We start from the raw sequence: 21120 nt of genomic DNA on the forward strand, positions 1-21120 counted from the left end.
ACGCATGTGGTCCATCGGGATGACGCGGCGGCCGCTTCTACGCTTTAAGTCTGGCGATCTGCGGGCCGACAATCGCGGCAAAGAGGCTGGGCTCGCCAAGCGCTCGGGCCGATAGCATTGCGCCATGAACCGACGCCATCAGGATCTGCGCTTCTTCCTCGGGCGATCTGGCGAGCCGGAAGAGCTTCTTCTCCACACCAGCCTTCAGCACCGATGTCAGCCAGGCTGCCAGGTTCTCGAAATGCCGGCGCACATGGGCTGCGACCGGCTCCGGCAGCATCTGTATTTCGGCCGCGAGCATGGCGCAGACGCAGAAGGGCTCCGACGCGTCGAGGATGCATTTCTGCCAGTAGTTCAGATAGGCCTGCAGCTGCTCGACAGGGCCGGGGACGTGCTCGCGCAGCGACTTCAGGCTAGATTCGGCGCGCTGCGTATAGCGGTCGACCAGGACCTGCACGAGCTCGGCCTTGGTGGGGAAATGGTGGTGGATGCTCGCCTTGCGGATGCCGACCGCATCGGAAATATCGGCATAGCTGAAGCCGTTATAGCCTCCCGCCACGACGAGGGACTGCGCTACATCAAGGATCTTTTCCGAGGTCGTCTGTTCCATGCAGCTTGCCTATCTGCGGGTAGGAAGGCTGTCAAGTTTGGCACGGCGGGCTCGCTCACGCGCATGTGTTCCAGCCGGCAGAGGGCAGCGGCGTTTGACGGTTGACTCTCTAAGCCTAGCTACCTACTAGTAGGAAGATAAAACAAGGAGCCTGTCATGCAAAACCAATCTTCTCCGCAATCGAGCTGGTTGCGATCCTATTATTTCGTCCGTGCGCTGTTCTCGATCGGCTGGATCATCGCCGCCATTCTCTCGGCCACTCTGTCGGGAAGCCAATCGGCGCTCGCCTCCCTGCTGCTCGTCACCTACCCAGCCTGGGATGCGGCGGCGAACCTTGTGGACGCCCGCTCTAACGGCGGCCTGAAGGCCAATCCCGCGCAGACGTTCAACGTCGCCGTCAGCACGATCACCACGCTTGCCGTCATCATAGCCGTCCTGAACAGCACCTATGCCGTCCTCGCGGTCTTCGGCGTCTGGGCCATCCTTTCCGGCCTGTTGCAGCTTTCGGCCGGCGTGCGGCGCTGGCGCATCTACGGCGCGCAATGGGCGATGATCCTCAGCGGTGCGCAATCCACGCTCGCCGGCGGTTTCATGATCAGCCAGTCCTTCGGCTCCACGCCGCCGAGCATCCTCGACATTGCGCCCTATGCCGGGTTCGGTGCCTTCTATTTCCTGCTGTCGGCTGTGTGGATGACGGTTGCGGCATATCGCAAGGCGAATGCGTGATGGGTGAGGGGCGCTAGCCCCAAACCGGAATGTGAAATATTTTCCGCGAATGTCTCGCGCGAAACTCCCTCTTGCAAAGGAATTCACGGAGCGCTTCGTGCTGATGGCATGGGCGCGCGGAGAATTGCCCATCGTCATCCTTCCCGCGGATTCCAAAGCCGAAGGTTGTGGAATTCCGCTGATGCGACCGAGCGCAATACCCGCGCAAGTTTATACATGCATATGAGTGCTCAACTTTGGTGAGGGATGCGGGGGCGCGTCCCGCAATATCTGCATTTGCGCCGGCAAGGGGGCACGCATGACGGTTACCAATTCGATTATGTCATCAATGACATACCGGTTTTCAAAGACGACGATTGAGGAATGGCGGGCTGCAAAGTCCGGCGGGCAGAGCGGCGGTGACCGCCAGGCTGCGCCTTCGAGCCCTGCTCCGGACAAGAGCGGCGAAAAGGACGGTGCCAGCGCCACCTCGATAGTGCGGTATGTCCGGCAGCATTCGATGGAAATGTCGCTAAATATCCTCGTCGGTACGGGCGGGGACGACAGGCTGCACGGCGGATCGAATGGTTTCGTCGATGCTGGCGCCGGCAACGACGAGGTGTCGACCTATTCCGACGCGATGGTCGATGGCGGCGACGGCAGTGATTATATCAGCACCTATGATCATGCGACCGTCAGCGGCGGGCGTGGCGACGACGTCATCGATACCTACGACCATTCCGTCATCGAGGGTGGAGACGGCAACGACGAGATCTGGACCTATGCCAACTCCACGGTGGATGGCGGAGCCGGTGACGATAGAATAAGTGGCTACGGCTATTCCGATGTCAGAGGCGGCGCCGGCAATGATCACGTGTCCGTCAACGATCATTCGAAGGTGAATGCCGGGGCGGGCAATGACTGGGTGAGCGGCTACGACTATTCGACCGTCGACGGCGGAGACGGCAATGACTATATCTCCGTCTATCGTGACTCCACTGTTGATGGCGGGGCCGGCAACGATGTCATCGAGACCTACGAACGGTCCGTCATCACCGGCGGCAAGGGCGCCGACCGGATCCAGACCGGCGGCGGCTCGATCCTCAAATATGCCGCGGGCGACGGGCGCGACCAGATCATGGTCTCCGGCTCCGCCACGCTGGAGCTCGGCGAAGGCGTTTCTGCCGATGCAGTGCAGGTCACCGTCAATGGCCGTACGGCGACCATCAGCATCAATGGCAATCCCGACGATGTCATCACCGTCGAGCTTTACGCCGCAGCATCGTCATCGCTGACGATCGCCTTTGCGGATGGCAGCACCCGGCAGGTCACCGCCCAGCCGACGAGCGGAGGCGGCACACCGCATCTGCCGCAAGGCCCCGTCGTCTTGCCGCCTGGCGAGACGCCGATGTCGAAGGAGGCGTTTGAAGCAATGATCCGTGACCCGAACATGTCGCAGGCGCAAAGGGAATATCTTGTCGGCTCGTTGGCGCCGGCGATCTACGGCATTCCTAAGTACGATCTCTCCAATGCCGTGCGGTTGACACTGCCGCCCGGCGCCGCCCGGCCCATGTCGCCGGAGGTCAAAGCCCAGCTTGCTGCCAGCGAAGAGCTGGCGCGGCAGCTGCAGGCGGAACGTGATGCTGAGAGGGCTGCCAATCCGGACCTCTACAATCCGCAGACCGAGAGCAATGACATGTATGAAACAAATGTCGCAACATTGCCCGATGACGCCGTCAAGCCGCGGATCGAATATATCACCTATCTCATTCAGAGCGGCGAGGCTGACAAATATTCGTTCCACGCCGGAAACGGCGACCAGACCACCAATTCGATCCACCAGTTTCTCTTCTGGCTGCAGCAACGCGCTCAGGAGATGGAAAGCGACGGCACCTATTCGCCTGGTATGTTCGGGTAAACAGGGACCGAACTGTTAATCGAGTTTCCGTGCTTGGAGGCTTGGGTGGTTGCGGTGGAGCTGCTGGATAAGCGGCGGGGATGGATGTTGTTGGGTGAGGCATCCATATACCTCCCTCATTCCTGTGCTTGTCACAGGAATCCAGCCACCGCGCGTCCGCGCGGTGAATGACTCATCCAAGACTAGAAGATAAAAAGTCTTTTCTGCCCAAAGACTTGGGCAGGCTGGATTCCTGTGACAAGCACAGGAATGAGGGGTGGGGAGGAGGGCATTGGTGCCCAAAGCAACCTTCGCATTCGAGGGGATGTCGACGAAGGATGGGGATGTTCTCTCACCGTCATTTCCAATCCGCCGGTTGGCAAATCGCAGCCGCAGCGGCTAATCTCGCACAACCCCACTTTCGGCCGCCGCTCCCCGCGGCCCGGCCACCCACATTACGAGGATACCATCATGAGCACTATCGAAGCCGTCGCCGAAGAGGCCAAGGGCTGGCGCCGGCATATTCATCAGAATCCGGAGCTGCTCTTCGATCTGCCGGAGACGGCGGCGTTCGTGGCGGGCAAGCTCGCGGAGTTCGGCTGCGAGAATGTCACGACCGGGCTTGCCAAGACCGGTGTCGTCGCCGTCATCGAGGGGGCGAAAGGTTCCGGCAAGACGATAGCGCTGCGCTGCGACATGGATGCGCTGCCGATGTCGGAGCAGACCAATCTTCCCTATGCCTCCAGAAATGCCAACCGCATGCATGCCTGCGGCCATGACGGGCACACGGCCATGTTGCTTGCCACCGCCAAGTGCCTAGTCGAAAACCGGGATTTCTCCGGCAAGGTCGTGCTGATCTTCCAGCCGGCGGAGGAGGGCGGCGGCGGAGCGCGGGTGATGATCGAGGAGGGGCTGCTCGAAAATTTCGGCATCGACGAGGTCTACGGCATGCATAACGAGCCGGGCCTTGAGATCGGTTCCTTTGCCACGCGCGCCGGCCCCTTCATGGCGGGTGCCGACCGTTTCGTCATCACCATCAACGGCAAGGGCGGGCATGCGGCAGCGCCGAACATGACGCGCGATCCGGTTCTCGTCAGCGCCCATATGGTCACCGCGCTGCAATCGATCGCCTCGCGCTTCACCGATCCCTTCGATCCCGTCGTCGTCTCCATCACCTTCTCGGAAGCCGGCAACGACAAGGCACTGAACGTCATTCCCGCCTCCGTGCGCCTCGGCGGCACGATCCGCACCATGCAGGCGGACACGAGGAAGGCCGTCGAACAGCGGTTCCGGGAGATCGTGCATGGCACGGCGAAGCTGTTCGAGACGGAAGCCGAGATCGACTGGCGGCCGGGTTATCCTGTCACGGTCAACGATGCCGGGAGGACGTCAGCCATCGTTGCGGCGGCTGCAAGGGTGGCCGGCGAGAGCCAGGTGGATCCGGCTTACGAGCAGTCGATGGGGGCGGAGGATTTCTCTTACATGCTGGAGAGGCGGCCTGGCGCGATGATCCTGATCGGCAACGGGGATAGCGCGGGTCTGCATCACCCGGCCTATGATTTCAACGACAAGGCGATTGCGCATGGGGTGCGCTATTGGCTGTCGCTGGTCGGGCAGGAGCTTGGGGGAAAGTAGAGCATGCTGGCAGTGGGGCCGCGGAGCATCCCGGTCTGCTGCCCACGCAATGGACAGCAGCTTTCCAGTCACTCGCTTTCCGGCTCAAGCCCAAATGCGTCACGAATGCCGATCCCGGTCGCCGATTGCCTTAATTGATTATGGAACAGAGCTGCGTCCCGGGGGTTGAGGTGCGAGGCCGATCCCGGCTTCAACCCTTAAGGAGAATATCATGCCGAACCAAAGCGCCTCCAACGACAGCGGCAAATCCGGCCAGTCGAGCAAGAGCAGCGACGTCAAGTCCACCAAGAAGGCTGCGGACACGAAGGGCAGCTCGAGCACACGCGGCGGCACTCACGAGCAGCACGTCAAGGCCGGCGAGCAGAGCCATAAAAGCAGCAAGTAGATCGGAAACGATCAGGGAAGGGCCCGCAGCAAGCGGGCTTTTTTTGTGCCCACGCCATGCCGGTTGCGGAAATTGCGCAACCTTCATTTCTCCATCCGATCAATAAGACGCGCCCGGCGCGGAACTATTCGGCTCCGCTTCTGTTAGGCATTGACCCACCGACGCATCAGATCCTCGGCAGGTCGTGAGAGACCCTCTCTCTGAAACATCTCGGGGCTTTCCGTTCTCTCCACCGCCCATCCCAGGATGGCGCGCGAATGCCGGCAGGCCACCACGCAAACACCCGAGCGGAATCTGTGTTCAGCACGCTGCATCGATGCAGGCGTGAACCAAAGGAATATGCCTATGCCCACCTCTCAGCCAACGATGGCCCAGCCATCGATCTCCCGGCCGCGCGGCGATGCCGTGACCGCCGATACCGGGGTCTTCGATCCCTCGCTTACCGGCGCCCTCAACAAGATCTCGTGGGGAGCGGTATTTGCCGGCGTGGTTCTCGCGCTTGCCGCCCAGTTTCTTCTGAACCTGCTCGGTGTCGGCATCGGCGCTGCCGTGCTTGATCCCGTCAGATCGGACAATCCGGCCGCCAGCACCTTTTCCATCATCGGCGGCCTCTGGTTCGTCGTTGCCGGCATTATCGCCGCCTTCATCGGCGCCTATGTCGCGAGCCGCCTCTCAGGCCGTCCCAGCCAATCCACGGGCGGTTTTCACGGCATCACCTCCTGGGCGGTGACGACGCTCGTCATTCTCTATCTTCTGACAACCTCCGTCGGTGCTCTTGTCGGCGGTGCATTCAGCGGCCTTTCGGGCGTGGTCAGCGGCGTCGGCAACAGTGCGGCGACTGCTGTGACCGCTGCCGTACCGGCAATTGCCTCGGCCACCGATCCGATGGGCGATATCGAACGCCAGATCCGCGATGCGAGCGGTGGCAACGAGCCGCAGGCCCTGCAGACTGCCGCAGTCTCCGCCATGCGGGCCGTGGCAACAGGCAACCAGGCCGGCGTCGATGATGCCAAGGCCCATGCTGCCGATGCTCTGGCCAAGGCCCAGAACATCCCCGTCGATCAGGCGCGCACCAAGGTCGATCAATATGAAGCCAACTACAAGGCTACGGTCGAAGCTGCCCGCCAGCAGGCGCTCGTTGCAGCGCAGGCCACGACCACGGCCGTTTCCAGAGGTGCACTCCTCGGCTTCCTCGCGCTCGTGCTCGGCGTCGTTGCAGCCTGGTTCGGCGGTGTTGCCGGCACCAAGCCTGCCGTCGTCGTCGAAGAATACACGCTTGGCAGAAATACCTGATCCAACCCCTGAAGGGACAAGACCATGCCAAAGAATCTCAACGATCTTCTCTATGAAACGCTCAAGGATATCTACTTCGCAGAAAAGCAGATCCTGACAGCCCTGCCGAGACTGGCGGAAGCGGCCCAGGCGACCGAACTGAGAGAGGCCTTCCAAACCCATGCCACCCAGACCGCCACCCATGTGGAGCGTCTGGAACAGATCTTCGACATCATCGACAAGCCCGCCGAGCAGAAGCCCTGCAAGGCAATTCTCGGCATCATCGAGGAAGGCAAGGAAGTGATGTCGGAATTCGAGGGAACGGCTGCACTCGATGCCGGCCTGCTCGCCGGCGCCCAGGCCGTCGAACACTACGAGATCAGCCGCTATGGCACGATGCTCGCCTGGGCCGAACGTCTCGGCCTCGATGAGGTCGCGGCCCTGCTTGCCGAAACCCTCGACGAGGAGGAGGCAACCGACGAGTTGCTGTCCGAGATCGCCGAGACGACGGTGAATGCCGAAGCTGCCTGATACTGGTCGTCATTGGCCGGCGTGCTTTTAACAGAGCACGCCGGCTTTCGTTTGCCCGGCGAACATCCGGTTGGGAGCGCGCCTTACAGCCACTTCGGCACTTCAACCCGCTGAAACGCGCGTAGCTCCTCGATCAATCCATCCGCATCCGCATTGACCGAAATCGAATATCGATGGGCCGGCGGCAGGAATTTCGTTTCCACCATATGGTCGATGAATTGCAGAAACGCGTCGAAAAATCCGGCGGAGTTCAGCAGGCCGACCGGTTTGTCGATTTCGGAGAGCTGGTTCATCGTCCAGACCTCCATCAGTTCCTCCATGGTGCCGATGCCGCCTGGCAGCGCGATGAAGGCATCGGCGAGTTCGGCCATACGCTGTTTGCGCAGGCGCAGGGTCGGCGTGATTTCGTCTGTCGTCAGGCGCGGGTGGGAATGTCCGCGCTGGTGCAGGCTTTCGGTGATGACGCCATGCGCCGTGCCGCCGGCTTCGAGCACGGCATCGGCGACGACGCCCATCAGGCCCTTTGTCGTGCCGCCATAGACGAGGCCGATACCCTCACGGGCCATGGCCCGGCCGAGCGCCCGGGCGCCATCGGCGAAATCTTCCGTTGCGCCGAAGTTCGATCCGCAGAATACCGCGATGGACTTGATGGAACGTGTCATGATCGGGCGCGCCTTTCCTATGCTTTTGCTCACACGCATTAGCGGCCGGCTGCCGCAAAGGAAAGCTGTCGGGAGGCTCTGTGCGGCGTCAGTCCCGATATGCACAACGCCGATCACGCAATGTCAGCCCGCCGGCAGCGAGACGCGGAAGAGGGCGCCGCCATCGCCGGCATTGGCGGCGCTGATATCGCCGCCGTGGTTAAGGACGATTGACTGGCAGATGGAGAGGCCGACGCCGACGCCGTCCTGCTTCGTCGTATAGAAGCAATCGAAGATGCGGCCGAGATCGGCAGCTGAGATGCCGTCACCGCTGTCGCGGATGGAGAATTGGACCCTCCCGTCCGCCTCGCTGGTGGCAATCTCGATGCGTCGCGGCCGCCTGCCACTGCTGACGACGGCTTCGATGGCATTGACGAGTAGGTTGACGACGACCTGCTGCATCTGGATGCGGTCTCCGAGGAAGGCAGGCAGGCCGGGCCCGCACGCAACCGAAAGGCGGATCGCGTGCATATCGGTCTCATGGCCGACGAAGGACAGCGCGTCCTTGACGATGTCGTTCAGATCGAGCGGCATCCGCGTGTTCGTCTGGCCGCTCGCCATGCCCCGGACGCGCTTGACGATTTCGCTCGCCCTATGGGCGCTCGCCGCCATGCGCGCGGCAAGCTCGCCGAGTTTGGCAAGGTTGGGCTCGTCGCGCGAGAGGTGCCGCATGGTGGTTTCGCAGTCGGTGACGATCGCGGCAAGCGGCTGGTTCACCTCGTGGGCGATCGAGGTCGCAAGCCTGCCGAGCATGGAAAGACGCGCCGTATGCAGCGGGTCGACCTCGTGTTCGTGTGGCTGTCTCCGCCCGGTGATATCCTCCAGCACGACGAGCAATGTGTCGAGACTTTCGGCCGAGGGGAAGGTAACCGACAGTTTGACATCGAGGACGGCGCCTTTGAAGCTGCGCATCTTCATTGGCTCCGAGAAGAGCTTGGTTCCGTCAAACCAGGCGCGCATCAGCCTTTTGATGGTCTCGGGCGAAGCCGCAAACAGGTAGCTCGCCGGCCCCACGAGATCATCTGACGAAGAGGCCTGTAAAAGAGAAACAGCCATCTCGTTGGCATCGGCGATGAAAAGGCCGGCCTGCGCGATACCACCCTGCCATAGGCCCTTCGACAACAGGTGCTCGGCATCACCCCTGGCTTTCAATCCGGCGAAGAGCGCCCTGAGACCCATGGCATCGAGCTGCAGGACCGGAACCGGGAGGTGATGGATGGAGACCGTATGGTGCGCCTCGCCGCGCGGGCGCTTTGCCGGCAGGTCGCTTCCGGCACCGCCCTTGATGACGACGATCGGCGCCTGTTCGGCAGATCGCTCGCTGCGTCTGGCGTCATTCCATCGAGCAGCGATGTTTCTCGCTATCGGCGTGTCGGCCATGCGCTCTTCCTATGTGTTCAGCCAATATGTTTCGGCCCATATGTTTCAGCGGGGGCAATAGTTTGCTTGAGACAATAGTTTCCCGTTGTGGGCGCGCGCCGTTTTTGAGCGCGCATCCACCTCGCGGCCGCCATTGGCGACACCACATCCGTCATGATAGTAGCCATCAGGCTGAATAGAGTCGTGGCAGGTTAGAGCGGGGGCAAGGGCGGCACAATGCCCGCTTCCGTCAACAGGGTGTTGCGCTCAGTGGAACGCAGATGATCGACCTGGATGATATCAGAAGCTTCGTGGCGGTGGTCGAAAGCGGCGGCTTCAACCGCGCCGCCCAGCAGCTCGGCGTCTCGAAATCGATCGTCAGCCGGCGCATCGCACGCATGGAAACGGATCTCGGCGCGCAGCTGATCAACCGCAGCACGCGCGGCATCAGCGCAACGGAGGCCGGGCTTGAATTCAAGCTGCGCTGCGGGCGCATCCTGGCCGAACTCGAGGAAGCGCGGGATGCGGTCGCCACCTATGCCGGCGGCGATGTCACCGGGCGTCTGAGGCTTGCCGCACCGCTTGCTTTTGGCCAGCGCTATCTCGGCCCGATCCTGACCGAGCTCGCCGGCCGCCATCCGCGCCTCGAGCTCGACGTGTCCTTTTCCGACCGCGCCGTCGATCTCATCGGCGAGCATTACGATGCGGCGATCCGGCTCTTCGAGCTGCGCGACCCCTCGCTGATTGCGCGCCGCATCGCGCCGGTCAGGCCCTTCATCGTCGCCAGCCCCGATTATATCGCCCGCCATGGCCGCCCGGGGAGGCCCGAAGACCTGCTTTCGCATGACTGCATCATCTATTCCGGGCGCCATATTCCGGAATGGAAGTTCCGTGTCGGCGAGCGCATGGTGTCGATCCGCCCGAACGGGCGGCTTCTGACCGATAATGCCGAGGTGCATCTGAGCTGGACGCTCGCCGGGCTCGGCGTGGCGGAGCTGCCGTCTTTCATCGTCGCCGATGAGATCCGCAAGGGCACGCTCGTGCCGGTGCTTGTCGATTATTATCTGGATGAGGGGGCGATCTACGTCGTGCGCCCGCCGGGGCCGCATGTTCCGGCCAAGGTGCGGGCGCTGATCGATATCATGCTGGAGCGGCTTGGCGGGGAGGGCAGTGCTGCCTATCCCTCGGTCCTGCGGGCACGAGAATAGCCCCTCTCCGGGAATTTCGTTACAGTTGTAACACAAGGCGCAGATACCCGCTTTCGGCCAGTTTCAAGCAAGTTCTGCTTTCCAGTTTGCGCGCATCCACACGCCAAACAAAAGGATGAAGCACCGTGATCGTCGGCTCCGATAATTCAACCCGCAACCTGTTCAGCTATATGCCCAGAGTCTCCGTCAGTGTTTTTGGCGAGGGGAAATACGAAAAGACAACCGGGGAGCTGGTGAATACGGTTCCGGCAAAAACGGATGATCAGCTGCTGGCCGAACTTTACGATCGCACCGCCCAGCAGACGCTCGACGATGCCGATATCGATGGCGACGGGCTGATGAGCAAGGACGAGTACATGGCCGCTCAAAAGCGGCTGGCCGATGCCGATAACAGGATCTTCGATATCGATGCCGCCGAAGAACGCTGGTCGACCTTCGATCCGACCGGCAAGGGGGCGATCGACAAGAATGAGATCATCGAGGGCCTGAAGATCCTTCTGCCGCTCAAGGTCGGCCATCTCGATGCCGACATGGCCGAGCGCATCCGGGCGCAGGCCCTGGAAGCCTCCAAGGAAGCGCTGCAGAATTTCCAGGAGGCGATGGATGCGGAGAGCAAGAAGCCGGCAATGGCGGAAACGATCAAGACGACGATTGCCGAGCAAGCCTCGCTGCTCTCGCTCTATGACGAGTTCAAATAGGAGAGCAGCGCCGGCGGGGCCACGAATGTTGCGTCGGCGCCTGATCAAACAAACAGGAAGTCAGGCGAACAGGAAGTCGCCGGACTGCAGGACATAGGCTCCGTTGAATGTGGCAACTCTGACGGCGCCGTCTCCTCCGGTGCCGTCCTCATCCCAGTAGAGCGTGCGGTCGGAGGTGTTGAAGTAGAACTGGGCGTCTGTGCCAATGGCGGTTTTGCCGACATGGAAATCCAGGGTGGATGTGGTCATGCCCTGGAAATCGCCGGACTGGAACGACAGGAAATCGTCCGCGCCAAAATCGTTGATGAAAGCGAAGTTCGATGCGCTGGGTGCGGCGAGGACGAAAGTATCAACGCCGCCGCCGCCGGCCAGGCCATCACTGCCGCCGCCGCTGACGAGCGTATTGGCTGCAGAATTGCCTGATATCTGGTTGTTGCCGCTATCGCCGATCCCGGTCACGGCGCCCGCCTGAAGGATCAGTGTTTCAGCGCCGGTTCCCGCGAGCGAATAGGTTTCGGCCGTGGAATAGATGATATCGTTCCAATCCCAGATGCTGTCACCGGTATCGTGGACGACGTCGCCGGCGCTGTCGACCTTGTATTTGTCGTTTCCATCCCCGCCATCCATGGTGTCGTCGCCGGTACCGCCGGCGAGTATGTCATCGCCGGAGCCGCCGTCCAGCTTGTCATTGTCGGCCCCGCCATCGAGATAATCGTTGCCATCGAGACCGGAAAGCGTATCGCTTCCGGCAGCGCCGCCGAGCGTATTGTTGCCGCTATTGCCCGTGATGACGTTAGCGAGCGCGTTGCCGCTCGCATACAGGTTACCCTCCGCGACAAAGGCGAGGTTCTCGACATTGGCCCCCAGCGAATAGCTCACCTGGGCGAGGATCGTATCGGTACCCTGTCCTGCCAGCTCCACGACCCTGTCGGCCGAGGTATCGACAATGTAGGTATCGTCGCCCAGGCCGCCCGTCATCCGGTCGTGGCCGTATCCTCCGTCCAGATGGTCATTGCCCGCAAGGCCTGTCAGCGTATCGTTGCCGGAGCTTGCATATATGGCGTCGTCGCCGGCCGTGCCAACGAGGTTCTTGTCGGGATAGGTGCCGTAGATGCGGTTGCTCGGAAGTTCCACCGCATGGGCGTCGGTATCGAAGCGGACCTGAAAGATGCCGGAGTCATATCCCTGGACATCGGTATAATCACTGTCGGACGCCCAGCTGACGACCCAGCCGCCGTCATCGAGCGCCGCCACCTGGGGTATATCCTTATAGCTGTGGGTCAGCGCGTTGATGAGCGCCTCATCGCCGTTTTTCGTCCCGTCGGCGTTAAACGCCTGCTGGTAGACGTGGTAGAAGGTGTCGGTGAATCCCATCACCGTCCAGGTCACCACCCAGCCGCCGTCGGCCAGAGCCGTCACCTTCTGGTTCGATGCATATATCCCGTCGGTATCGACCTGGGCCTCGCCGCCTTGCGGCGTCCCGTTCGCGTTGTAGGCCTGCTGCATGATATGGCCGTCGTCGCCCGAAAGCCAAATCACCACCCAGCCGCCGTCGCCCAATGCTGCGGAGCCGTGATAGGCTTGGTTGCCGTCCGTCGTGGTATTGACGCGTGTCTCCGTGCCGAGCCGTGTTCCGTCGGCATTATAGGCCTGCTGATAGATCCCGCCGCTCGAACCGTCCTGGCCATTCGATTCCCAGATGACGACCCAACCGCCGTCGCGTGCCAGCACGGTCGGGCTGTCCTGATAGGAATCGGTGTAGGTATTGACGAGGGTTTCCCCGCCGTGCGGCGTGCCGTCGGCATTGTAGATCTGCTGGAATACGCCGGTTTCGGAACCGTCCTGCCCGGGCGATGACCAGGTGGCGACCCAGCCGCCACCGTCGAGTGGCGCCATCGAGCCCAGCCACTGGTTTCCATCGGTGTGGGTGTTGACCCGGGTTTCTCCGGCGATCTTGGAGCCGTCGGCAGCGAAGGCCTGCTGGTAGATCCCGTATCCGGAACCGTCCTGGCCTACCGACAGCCAGCTGACGACCCAGCCTCCATCGGCTAGCCCCATGACCGACCGCGACCCCTGTCCGGCGCCTTCAAAAGTGTTGACCTGGGTCTCGCTGCCGCGCGGCGTGCCGTCCGCGTTGAATGCCTGCTGATAGACCCCAGGCGTGGAGATCCCCTGGTCTCCCCAGGTGATCACCCAGCCGCCATCGGCAAGGGCCGCGATGGCCGGCATTTCCTGATTGCCCTCGACGAAGGTGTTGACGCGGGTTTCAGGACCGGACGGGGAGCCTGTGGCGTCGAAGACCTGCTGGTAGACGCCGGTGCCGCTGCCATCCTCCAGAGTGGAGGCCCATGTGATCACCCATCCGCCGCCCGGCAGCTGTGTGGTCACAGTACTGTACTGGGAATTGACCGTGAACGTGTTGACCTGAGATTCTACAAACGGCATTTACCTTCCTCCTCAGATAGACAGTCCCGAGAAAATGAACGCGCTGCAGACCCGATGCGTATTGCTACCATACCGTTCTTTTTTGACGATTGCCCGACAGTCCCGACAATCTTCAAAAGAGAACGGTATGGACATGCAACCCGTCGATCGCCCGCAATATCAAATCGACGAGCAGGCATCGGGGCTCTCACCTTTCGGCGGGATAAAATAGCGGGCGCTGGGAGCGGCCCGCGCTTACGCGGGCTGAACGCTCCTCACCACGCCCGTGCGGTCGATGACGCAGGCGAACTTGCGGCCCGAGGCGTCGAGATCGACGGTGAAGCCGCCGGCTTCGACCGGGCGCGAACTCGTCGGCAGGACTTTCGCCCTGTCGAGACCGGCCTGTTTGGCGGCGGCATCGGCGCAGAGCAGCTGCAGGTCGGCAGGAGCGGTCTCGACCGCCGTGCGCGACATCTGGTCGGGCGGCGGGGCCGACTGGCAGGCGGCAAGTGCCGATAGCGAGCAAAGGAACAGGGCCGGGAGCGGCCGGCTCTTCAAGGACATGCGCATACTAATTCCCCCGTTTCAGACGCCTTTATAGAGGGCCGCGCCCTGCATCAGGACGATGACCTTGGCGCCGACCTTTATCCGCGAGTGCAGATCGATGATGTCGTCATTGTTCATGCGAATGCAGCCCGAGGATACGTCGAGCCCGATCGACCAGGATTCCGGCGTGCCGTGGATGCGGTAGATCGTGTCGGCATCACCGGCATAGAGATAGAGCGCGCGGGCTCCGAGCGGGTTGTCGGGGCCGCCCGGCTGGCCGGCCGCCCATTTGGCGGCATTCGGGTCACGGGCCACCATCTCGGCGGGCGGGGTCCAGGTCGGCCATTCGGCGGTACGCCCCACGCGCACGATGCCGGCCCAGCCGAAGCCTTCGCGACCGACCCCGATGCCGTAGCGGATCGCCTGGCCGCCCGGCTGCACGAGGTAGAGAAAATGCTGGTTGCCGTCGATGATGATCGTGCCAGGCTCCTCCGCCGTGCGGAAGGTCACGACCTGCCGGCGGAAGGCATCCGGAACCTGCTTGTTACGGGCGAAATATTTGCGCGCCGTATTCTTGTCGTAATCGACCCACTGGCGCGTCTTGGGATCGTAGATCTGCGTGCCGGCCGCAAGGGCGACATAGGCGGCGAGGCTAAGCGCCAGCGCGGTCAGCGCAGCTTTCTGCAATGTCCGGTTCATGGTTTTGCCCATCCCTTGATGCGGGCGGCATTCTCGGCCACCCATTTTTCCGCGTAATCGGCGGGCGGCGTCCGTTCCACCTGCAGCGCGTAGGTCATGGCAGTCACTTCCTCAGGCGTCAGGTCGACCTTCTCCAGGAAGGCGGCGACGTCAGCATGTTTGGCACCGAAAGACGTCGACCAGGCGATGTGGAATTCCGATGGCGGCCAGGCGACATCGGCCTTCGAATGCTCGATCCAGAGCGGATCGCTGCCGGGCGCGATCTTCCATCGTGCGGGATCGTAAGCCGGCTCTTCCAGCCGCGTCACCTTGTGCAGTTCGAAGACATTGTGCGGCGCATAGCAGGCAAAGACCATTGGCCGGCCGGTGGCGACAGCTGCATCGACGGCTGCCATGCCGACATCCTCTTCCGCCTCCACCAGCGTGAGGTTGCTGGCGTAACCGTAGCTCAAGGCGCGCACCCGCTCGATGCTCGCCGAGGTCCAGGTTGCCGCTCCGATCCAGAGCTCGCCGCGGCCATCGCCATCGGTATCGAGCAGGGCGCCCTTTTCAGGATCCGAGAGATCCTTGACGCTCTTGATGCCAGCCTTTTCGGCGTCCTCGGTGGCGCAGAGGCCCTGCCAGGCGGCAACGGCGCGTTTGGCCAGAACCACCGCCTTCTTCTCATCGACATATTTTTCGATTGCCGCATCGAGGTTCGGCCGCCAGACCTCCGGGTGGATGTCGAGCTCGCCGGATTCCAGCCCCGAGAAGGCATTGAGCTCTCCCATCTCGCGCAGGTCGGCCGTGAGGCCGAAGTTCTTGCCGATCGCGACCTTCAGGATATTGGCCGTCGCTTGTCCCGACGGCCAGTTCGGCACGGCGATCACGAGATCGGCGGCCTGGAGGTTGCCAAGGGATGCCGAGGCGATGAAAAGCGATACCGTAGCGGCAAGCATGGCCGCCGGTCGCTTGAAACTTTGCGGCGGTCCGGCGGGCGTGCGCCTCGCATGTTTCGGACTGTCTTCGTGATGATGTCTCACAGAAACCCCTCCGTTTCCGATCCTCGATGGCGCGGAGGAGCCGCGCGACGAACCCGATACCACCTATCATGGCACTCGCCATGGCGGGGGCTCCGGCGCATATACGATGCCGAACGCCGGCGGGCGCGATGTCTGCGCTCCTCTGCTGCACACGTCCTAAACACACCACGCGCATGCCGGGGAAGTACGTTACCGTAAATGCGGCCGTAAATTCGTGCGGCGAGCGGCGAAGCGGAAAGGAGGAGTGGGACTTACGCGCCACTCGCCTCATCAATTGACCTGATCGGCTGGAGAAGGCAGAACGTCTCCCAAAAACCAGACTTGCCCCGAATCCACGAATAGGCTTTCGTGGCCGCATTTCAGTAGGATACCGGCACGCCCATGTTTTTCTTCGCGAAGGTTTTCTGGCTCACGTCCCAACCCGTCACGATCGGCTTCCTGCTGATCGCGCTCAGCGTCGCTCTGATGATCTTCCGTATCCGGCGGCTCGCCATCGCGGCCGGGCTCCTGTCGCTCACGCTCATCTTCGTGAGCTTTTATACCACATCGGGTGCGCTGATTGTGCAGGAGCTGGAGGATCGTTTTCCGCGGCCGGCCGCACCTGCCAATGTCGCCTGCATTGTCCTGCTCGGCGGCGGGATCGCGACAAAGGTCGATGGCGTGCGCGGTGGCTACAACCTGGATGACGCGGCTGATCGCTATATCGAAACGGTACGGCTGGCCGGCGTCTATCCCAATGCCAGGATCATCATGTCTGGCGGCGATGGCAGTCTCACCGGCGGCTACGTCAAGGAAGCAGATATCATCCGCCGGATGTTCGACGATTTCCATATCGACCCGGCACGTGTCGAATATGACGCGGAGTCGCGTGATACCTATGAGAACGCCATCAATACCAGGGTGATCCTGCAGCGGCTGAACCTCGACCACTGCCTGCTTGTGACATCAGGTTTCCACATGCCGCGGGCGGTGGCAATTTTCCGCAATCTGGGCATGGACGTCACGCCCTGGGTCGCCGATTACCGTACGACTGGAAAACAGGGCCTGACGCTGTCGGCCGGCCATCCAATCGACAATGCCGACCTGTTGACGACGGGCCTGCGGGAATGGATCGGCATCGTCGCCTATTATTTCGCCGGGCGCGTTTCGACCCTTTATCCGCAGTGAGGGCAGGCGGCTTGCGCCTCGCAAGCGCGTTGCAGAGGGCTGTTCTATGGCTGCCCGGCAGGGTCCGCTTTCGCTGCCTCGCATTCCGGCAGCCGCACAGGTCTGGCGAGTTTCGCCAGCACCTCGGGTTTGGCGCATGCCGGGAAGCCGGCTAATGGCATCGTCTCTGTGAACCGGTTGCGCTCTACTGAGCTTAGGCCGGGTTCATTGATCATGCCCTCCACAGTCAGGTCCGGGTGCTGCTTGAGAGCTTCGCTTGCCGAAGCAGTCGCCTCGTCGGTTCGACCGAGTGCCGCAAGCGAGCTGCTGCGCACCACCCAGGTCCACTTTTGGTAGCTGTCAGGCGTCATGCGCTCGAGCATCTTCACGGCGTCCTCATATCGGCCCGCCATGAAATAGGCGGGTGAGAAGAAGTTGGACGTCCACATCGGATAGTTCGGGTCGAGCCGCTTTACCTGGTCGACCATTTGAGCGCCGCGTTCGGGTTCGCCGAAGCGTGCTGCATAGCCGGTATAGAAAGTCAGGATTTCGGACGAACCCGGCGCCAGGCGAAGGGCCGTGTCCAGCTCAGACTTAGCGCGGCCCATGTCGCCTTTGTTGGCAAGGCTCATGCCAAACACCGCATGTGCTTCGGCGTCGCTCGGATCAAGCCGCACCGCGCGTTCGGCCACATCGTCGGCCGCCTTGCGGTTGCTCTCGGGATCGACGCCAAACAAACTCAATATTTCATGCGCATGGTAAAGTTCTACCCAGGCCCGTGCCAGCCCTGGGTCCAGCTCGATGGCGCGGTTGAGAAACGTGATGGCCTCGTCCTCATCGGCTTTGGTGAGCTTTTCAATCTTCTCGGAGCCGAGCAGATAATAATCGTAGGCATTCAGGTTTTCAGGCCGTTTGCGTTTGGCTGCGGCGCGCCCGGCCTCTTGAATCAGTCCGACGCCGCCGCCGAGGCGGTTGGCGACCTGCTCTGCGATTTCGGTCTGAACGGCGAACACGTCCTCGGCGGGGCGGTCCCAATTCTCCGACCAGAGATGGTGGCCGGTGTTTGCATCGATCAACTGTGCCGTGATCCGTACCCGGCCACTCTGCCGCTGGATCGAGCCTTCCAGCACAAAGCCGACATGGAGTGCAGTTGCTACCTGGCGGGCATCCACCGGCTTGCCTTTAAAAACTTCCGTCGAATTGCGCGCCACCACCTCGAATTCGGGAAACCGCGCGAGGTCGGTGATGATGTCCTCCGTCAGGCCATCGGCCAGACGCCCGCTCGCCTCGTCGCCGCCAAAATTGTCGAAGGGCAGCACCGCCACCGAGGGCTTGCCGCTCAAAGGTTCGGGCTGCAGGAACCACCAGGCCGCGCCGCCCGCCAGAGCAAGCGCAATGATTGCCGCCGCAGCCGTTCCGGCCCAGTGCGGTATCATTTCGAGAAGCGGGCGACGGGCCCGTTTGCCGTCGAGCCTCAGCCGATACATCCGCACCGGGCGGCTGATGTTCTTGACCTGCTGCTCGCCGGCGAAATCGAGCGGCCAGTCGAGTTTGCCCTGGAGGTGATCGTATGCCGTCCCCGACACCATCACGCCGCCAGGCTCGGCCAAATGCTCCAGACGCGCGGCGACATTCACCCCATCCCCGTAGAGATCGCCATCCACCAGGGCCACATCGCCCAGATTGATCCCGACGCGGAAGATGATGCGCTCTGGCTCCGGCAGGTCGGCGTTGCGTGCGGTCACGCTATTTTGAAACTCCGCGGCGCAGGCAACAGCATCGACCACGCTGTCGAAGGCGACAAGCGTGCCGTCGCCCATCAGCTTGATAACGGTGCCATGGCGTTCAGATATGGCGGGATTGATCAGGTCGGCGCGGATGGCCTTCAGTCGCCTGATGGTGCCGGCTTCATCGGCCTCCATCGCCTTCGAGTAGCCTACCATATCCGCCGCCAGGATCGCGAGCAGCTTCCGGTCGAGTGCGGGGGTACTCATCATCGTTGCCTTGCATGAACATGCAACAGTGCCGGCAGTCTACACCCACGGAAGCAGCGCAACCAGCACACCGCCAGAACGGCATCTCTGATTGTCGCGCGAAGCGGCCACGAACTCGCTTCGGCCGGTGGCATCTGCTCGCGAATTCCGCACTTTTGCTCGCATCGGAACACGGTTATATGCTTGCGCTGACAGGGCAGGCATCGGGCGCCAGGGAGTTCACTTGAGAATATTGATCATCAGCCGCAAGGCGGAGGAGGTTCGGCGGAGCTTCCAGATCCGGCAGATGGCCGCACTCGGCCTGTCCTTCGAGTTTCTCGATGCATTCGAAGCTGGCGATCTCACGGCCGAGGAATGCCAGACGGCTGCCAGCAACTGGCCGAGCCCGACGCGCCGGCAGGACATCGGTTGCTTCCTGTCCCACCGCAAGGCCTGGCAGGCGGTAATCGCGCATGGCGCGAAGATGCTCATCCTCGAAGACGATGCGGTGCTATCAGACGATATCGCCGCCGTCCTCGCCAATATCGAAGCCCGCAACGATGCGTGGAACAGCGTCTACGATCTCGAATTCGCTCCGCGGCGCCATATTCTCAACCGCAAGCGCGCATGGCAGGACGAGGCCGGCCGTTTTGGCGCGACCCGCGTCTATCAGAACCGCGTGGGGCTGGCAGGCTATGTCATCGGCCCCGAGGCGGCAAAACGCATGCTTGCAGAAACCAACACCTATTCGCTGATCGATGCGCATTTCTGGCACCGCTCCTGGCTTGCCGCCTACCAGATCGAGCCGGCGCCCGTCATCCAGCAGCGGTTTCTGGAGGGTGAGGCCGAGAGCGCCGATTTCGTGCGCCCGGAAAAGGATCTGGTGTTCCTGCCGCTTAGCAAGGTGCGTAAGCAGTTGCGCCGGCTGGAGCTCGAAAGCATCAAGGCGAGAAACCTCGTTGCCGGCCTGTTGTGGGGGCAGAAGAGGGATGTTCTCGTCGATCGCTCCAGGTTCAATGCAGGTACGGTGAAATCCGGTTAGGTGGGGTTGTTGCCGGCGCTGGTGCAGGTGATCGGATAGGGGCTGCCTGGAATAGTGGCGCCGGTATGCGGTCACGATCGGGCGGATTGTCCGGTAAGGATAAGGCGGGAGATGTATGATATTTCGATCAGAGTCGCAGGCATCGCCGACGCTCAGTCGATTGCCGAGTTCCATGTGAAGGTCTGGCGGCATACTTACGCAACCCTTGCGCCGGCTGTGGCCCACGCGACGCTCGACGAAGCCTATCGCGGTCAGCGCTGGCGGGAGAAGCTCGCGTCTGCCGACGCCGACCAGATGGTGCTGATTGCCGAAGCGAACGGGCAGATCGTCGGAATCGGCGCCGCCGGCCGACCTTCGGAGCCGATCTTTGGGGATCGCGGCGAAATCAAATTTCTCTATGTCGATCCGGACAGCCAGCGCGGCGGCATAGGCCGGGCGCTGCTTGCGCGGCTGGCGCAGCATCTCAAGGCGAGGGAGTTTCGGGGAGCTGCGCTCGGCGTCGTGAAGGGGAATGCGGCGGCGATTGCGTTTTATCGGGCGCTGGATGGCGATCTTGCCGGCGAATTCATCGATCCCGGCCCGGTCTGGCGATCGGAAAACCTCGTCTTCGTCTGGGATGATGTGACGCCGCTCATGGCCTGATACGGGCGGCGTTTCAGCTCTGGGTATCGAGCTTGTTGACAAGCTACGGCAGCCGTATTCACCTGCGCTTGTGTGATGTTGACGAGGTGAGTGCTGGCGTGATGTCTGAAGTTGCCGTCAATATCGAACCTGCGCTGCAGCACGAAGTGTCGGCGCTTCTGTCGCAGTCGGATTCTGTCGCCGCGGCGCTCTATCCGGGTGAATACCGTCGGCCGATCACCGCGGAGTCGCTGGCAAAACCGGGTACGTATGTCCTCATCGCGCGTCTTGCTGACAGAGCAGTCGGACTTTGCGTGCTGTTTGAGCGAGGTGACGGCACTACGGAGCTGAAGCGCATGATCGTGGATGCCGGTGTGCGGGGTGCCGGTATTGGTATGGCACTGCTTCGGCGAGCGGAAGTTCAGGCGCTGACGCTCGGAGCGCAGGCCATGCTGCTCGAAGTTGGAACACGCAACATCGAAGCACAACAGCTATATCGCCGCGGCGGGTACAAGCCATGCGAGCCTTTTGCACCCTATACGGCGACACCCATAAGCCTCTTCATGAGGCGGGCGCTGATAGAGGCCGTATCAGGACGATAGCGGGGTACCGCCGTCCGACATAGGAGAGGACGAAGCGGGTGGTG

20 protein-coding genes are annotated in these 21120 nt (G+C 62.1%); 12 read left to right on the forward strand and 8 right to left on the reverse strand.

Features of this window, described 5'->3' with window-relative positions; all coding sequences use genetic code 11:
• Positions 1 to 37: 37 nt before the first annotated feature.
• Positions 38 to 610 carry a TetR/AcrR family transcriptional regulator gene (locus AB4Z13_RS01830; RefSeq protein WP_442205633.1) on the reverse strand — a complete coding sequence of 191 codons (573 nt, stop codon included), beginning with the start codon at positions 608 to 610 and terminating at the stop codon, positions 38 to 40.
• A gap of 156 nt (positions 611 to 766) precedes the next feature.
• On the opposite strand from AB4Z13_RS01830, the gene AB4Z13_RS01835 reads away from it, so the two are divergent.
• From AB4Z13_RS01835 to AB4Z13_RS01860, 6 genes are all read left to right on the forward strand, one after another.
• Positions 767 to 1336: a DUF308 domain-containing protein gene (locus tag AB4Z13_RS01835; protein WP_442205634.1), complete on the forward strand. Its 570-nt coding sequence runs from the start codon at positions 767 to 769 to the stop codon at positions 1334 to 1336.
• Positions 1337 to 1634: 298 nt separating this feature from the next.
• Positions 1635 to 3233, forward strand: coding sequence for a calcium-binding protein (locus tag AB4Z13_RS01840; RefSeq protein WP_442205635.1), 1599 nt, complete (start codon positions 1635 to 1637; stop codon positions 3231 to 3233).
• 450 nt (positions 3234 to 3683) lie between these two features.
• Positions 3684 to 4847, forward strand: a complete 1164-nt coding sequence (locus tag AB4Z13_RS01845) for a M20 aminoacylase family protein (protein WP_442205636.1) — start codon at positions 3684 to 3686, stop codon at positions 4845 to 4847.
• Between the two features lie 211 nt (positions 4848 to 5058).
• Positions 5059 to 5232: a hypothetical protein gene (locus AB4Z13_RS01850; protein WP_442205637.1), complete on the forward strand. Its 174-nt coding sequence runs from the start codon at positions 5059 to 5061 to the stop codon at positions 5230 to 5232.
• Positions 5233 to 5598: 366 nt separating this feature from the next.
• Positions 5599 to 6525, forward strand: coding sequence for a PhnA-like protein (locus AB4Z13_RS01855; RefSeq protein WP_442205904.1), 927 nt, complete (start codon positions 5599 to 5601; stop codon positions 6523 to 6525).
• Between the two features lie 24 nt (positions 6526 to 6549).
• Positions 6550 to 7035, forward strand: coding sequence for a YciE/YciF ferroxidase family protein (locus AB4Z13_RS01860; RefSeq protein WP_113184288.1), 486 nt, complete (start codon positions 6550 to 6552; stop codon positions 7033 to 7035).
• Between the two features lie 83 nt (positions 7036 to 7118).
• Here the strand turns inward: AB4Z13_RS01860 and AB4Z13_RS01865 are convergent, their stop codons facing one another.
• Both AB4Z13_RS01865 and AB4Z13_RS01870 read right to left on the reverse strand, forming a co-directional pair.
• Complete coding sequence (locus tag AB4Z13_RS01865) at positions 7119 to 7697, reverse strand: TIGR00730 family Rossman fold protein (protein ID WP_310388379.1); 579 nt, start codon at positions 7695 to 7697, stop codon at positions 7119 to 7121.
• A gap of 123 nt (positions 7698 to 7820) precedes the next feature.
• On the reverse strand, positions 7821 to 9116 hold the full coding sequence (locus AB4Z13_RS01870) for a sensor histidine kinase (protein ID WP_442205638.1): 1296 nt from the start codon (positions 9114 to 9116) through the stop codon (positions 7821 to 7823).
• 260 nt (positions 9117 to 9376) lie between these two features.
• On the opposite strand from AB4Z13_RS01870, the gene AB4Z13_RS01875 reads away from it, so the two are divergent.
• A complete protein-coding gene (locus AB4Z13_RS01875; protein ID WP_442205639.1) occupies positions 9377 to 10303 on the forward strand; it encodes a LysR family transcriptional regulator in 927 nt (308 codons plus the stop codon).
• A 125-nt stretch (positions 10304 to 10428) separates the two neighbouring features.
• Positions 10429 to 11001 (forward strand): EF-hand domain-containing protein, encoded by a 573-nt coding sequence (locus AB4Z13_RS01880; protein ID WP_442205640.1) that lies wholly within the window; start codon positions 10429 to 10431, stop codon positions 10999 to 11001.
• Between the two features lie 60 nt (positions 11002 to 11061).
• On the opposite strand, the gene AB4Z13_RS01885 is transcribed toward AB4Z13_RS01880, so the two are convergent.
• The 4 genes from AB4Z13_RS01885 to AB4Z13_RS01900 all read right to left on the reverse strand — a co-directional run bounded on the left by AB4Z13_RS01885 (position 11062) and on the right by AB4Z13_RS01900 (position 15608).
• Positions 11062 to 13446, reverse strand: coding sequence for a calcium-binding protein (locus tag AB4Z13_RS01885; protein WP_442205641.1), 2385 nt, complete (start codon positions 13444 to 13446; stop codon positions 11062 to 11064).
• 234 nt (positions 13447 to 13680) lie between these two features.
• Positions 13681 to 13995, reverse strand: a complete 315-nt coding sequence (locus tag AB4Z13_RS01890; RefSeq protein WP_439015341.1) for a hypothetical protein — start codon at positions 13993 to 13995, stop codon at positions 13681 to 13683.
• A gap of 15 nt (positions 13996 to 14010) precedes the next feature.
• Positions 14011 to 14670: a L,D-transpeptidase gene (locus AB4Z13_RS01895; RefSeq protein ID WP_162748055.1), complete on the reverse strand. Its 660-nt coding sequence runs from the start codon at positions 14668 to 14670 to the stop codon at positions 14011 to 14013.
• Positions 14667 to 15608: an ABC transporter substrate-binding protein gene (locus tag AB4Z13_RS01900; protein ID WP_442205905.1), complete on the reverse strand. Its 942-nt coding sequence runs from the start codon at positions 15606 to 15608 to the stop codon at positions 14667 to 14669. The genes AB4Z13_RS01895 and AB4Z13_RS01900 overlap by 4 nt, the downstream gene beginning before the upstream one ends.
• A gap of 465 nt (positions 15609 to 16073) precedes the next feature.
• Here AB4Z13_RS01900 and AB4Z13_RS01905 point away from each other — a divergent pair, with 465 nt between their 5' ends.
• The gene (locus AB4Z13_RS01905; RefSeq protein WP_442205642.1) at positions 16074 to 16859 is read left to right on the forward strand and encodes a YdcF family protein; all 786 of its coding nucleotides are present in this window, start codon (positions 16074 to 16076) and stop codon (positions 16857 to 16859) included.
• 44 nt (positions 16860 to 16903) lie between these two features.
• Here AB4Z13_RS01905 and AB4Z13_RS01910 read toward each other — a convergent pair whose 3' ends face one another.
• Positions 16904 to 18832, reverse strand: coding sequence for an adenylate/guanylate cyclase domain-containing protein (locus AB4Z13_RS01910; RefSeq protein ID WP_442205906.1), 1929 nt, complete (start codon positions 18830 to 18832; stop codon positions 16904 to 16906).
• A 223-nt stretch (positions 18833 to 19055) separates the two neighbouring features.
• Between AB4Z13_RS01910 and AB4Z13_RS01915 the strand changes: the two genes are divergently transcribed.
• The 3 genes from AB4Z13_RS01915 to AB4Z13_RS01925 all read left to right on the forward strand — a co-directional run bounded on the left by AB4Z13_RS01915 (position 19056) and on the right by AB4Z13_RS01925 (position 21076).
• A complete protein-coding gene (locus AB4Z13_RS01915) occupies positions 19056 to 19853 on the forward strand; it encodes a glycosyltransferase family 25 protein (RefSeq protein ID WP_442205643.1) in 798 nt (265 codons plus the stop codon).
• Positions 19854 to 19964: 111 nt separating this feature from the next.
• Positions 19965 to 20495, forward strand: coding sequence for a GNAT family N-acetyltransferase (locus AB4Z13_RS01920; RefSeq protein WP_442205644.1), 531 nt, complete (start codon positions 19965 to 19967; stop codon positions 20493 to 20495).
• A 32-nt stretch (positions 20496 to 20527) separates the two neighbouring features.
• Positions 20528 to 21076 carry a GNAT family N-acetyltransferase gene (locus AB4Z13_RS01925; RefSeq protein ID WP_162748054.1) on the forward strand — a complete coding sequence of 183 codons (549 nt, stop codon included), beginning with the start codon at positions 20528 to 20530 and terminating at the stop codon, positions 21074 to 21076.
• Positions 21077 to 21120 lie beyond the last annotated feature (44 nt).

It is taken from the genome of Rhizobium sp. YAF28 (assembly GCF_052113285.1).
GTDB lineage: Bacteria > Pseudomonadota > Alphaproteobacteria > Rhizobiales > Rhizobiaceae > Rhizobium.

Excerpts from the sequence above, each read along its gene's own strand:
- AB4Z13_RS01830 (WP_442205633.1), bottom strand. The coding sequence starts at position 610 with ATGGAACAGACGACCTCGGAAAAGATCCTTGATGTAGCGCAGTCCCTC.
- AB4Z13_RS01835 (WP_442205634.1), top strand. The coding sequence starts at position 767 with ATGCAAAACCAATCTTCTCCGCAATCGAGCTGGTTGCGATCCTATTAT.
- AB4Z13_RS01840 (WP_442205635.1), top strand. The coding sequence starts at position 1,635 with ATGACGGTTACCAATTCGATTATGTCATCAATGACATACCGGTTTTCA.
- AB4Z13_RS01845 (WP_442205636.1), top strand. The coding sequence starts at position 3,684 with ATGAGCACTATCGAAGCCGTCGCCGAAGAGGCCAAGGGCTGGCGCCGG.
- AB4Z13_RS01850 (WP_442205637.1), top strand. The coding sequence starts at position 5,059 with ATGCCGAACCAAAGCGCCTCCAACGACAGCGGCAAATCCGGCCAGTCG.
- AB4Z13_RS01855 (WP_442205904.1), top strand. The coding sequence starts at position 5,599 with ATGGCCCAGCCATCGATCTCCCGGCCGCGCGGCGATGCCGTGACCGCC.
- AB4Z13_RS01860 (WP_113184288.1), top strand. The coding sequence starts at position 6,550 with ATGCCAAAGAATCTCAACGATCTTCTCTATGAAACGCTCAAGGATATC.
- AB4Z13_RS01865 (WP_310388379.1), bottom strand. The coding sequence starts at position 7,697 with ATGACACGTTCCATCAAGTCCATCGCGGTATTCTGCGGATCGAACTTC.
- AB4Z13_RS01870 (WP_442205638.1), bottom strand. The coding sequence starts at position 9,116 with ATGGCCGACACGCCGATAGCGAGAAACATCGCTGCTCGATGGAATGAC.
- AB4Z13_RS01875 (WP_442205639.1), top strand. The coding sequence starts at position 9,377 with ATGATCGACCTGGATGATATCAGAAGCTTCGTGGCGGTGGTCGAAAGC.
- AB4Z13_RS01885 (WP_442205641.1), bottom strand. The coding sequence starts at position 13,446 with ATGCCGTTTGTAGAATCTCAGGTCAACACGTTCACGGTCAATTCCCAG.
- AB4Z13_RS01890 (WP_439015341.1), bottom strand. The coding sequence starts at position 13,995 with ATGCGCATGTCCTTGAAGAGCCGGCCGCTCCCGGCCCTGTTCCTTTGC.
- AB4Z13_RS01895 (WP_162748055.1), bottom strand. The coding sequence starts at position 14,670 with ATGAACCGGACATTGCAGAAAGCTGCGCTGACCGCGCTGGCGCTTAGC.
- AB4Z13_RS01900 (WP_442205905.1), bottom strand. The coding sequence starts at position 15,608 with ATGCTTGCCGCTACGGTATCGCTTTTCATCGCCTCGGCATCCCTTGGC.
- AB4Z13_RS01905 (WP_442205642.1), top strand. The coding sequence starts at position 16,074 with ATGTTTTTCTTCGCGAAGGTTTTCTGGCTCACGTCCCAACCCGTCACG.
- AB4Z13_RS01910 (WP_442205906.1), bottom strand. The coding sequence starts at position 18,832 with ATGAGTACCCCCGCACTCGACCGGAAGCTGCTCGCGATCCTGGCGGCG.
- AB4Z13_RS01920 (WP_442205644.1), top strand. The coding sequence starts at position 19,965 with ATGTATGATATTTCGATCAGAGTCGCAGGCATCGCCGACGCTCAGTCG.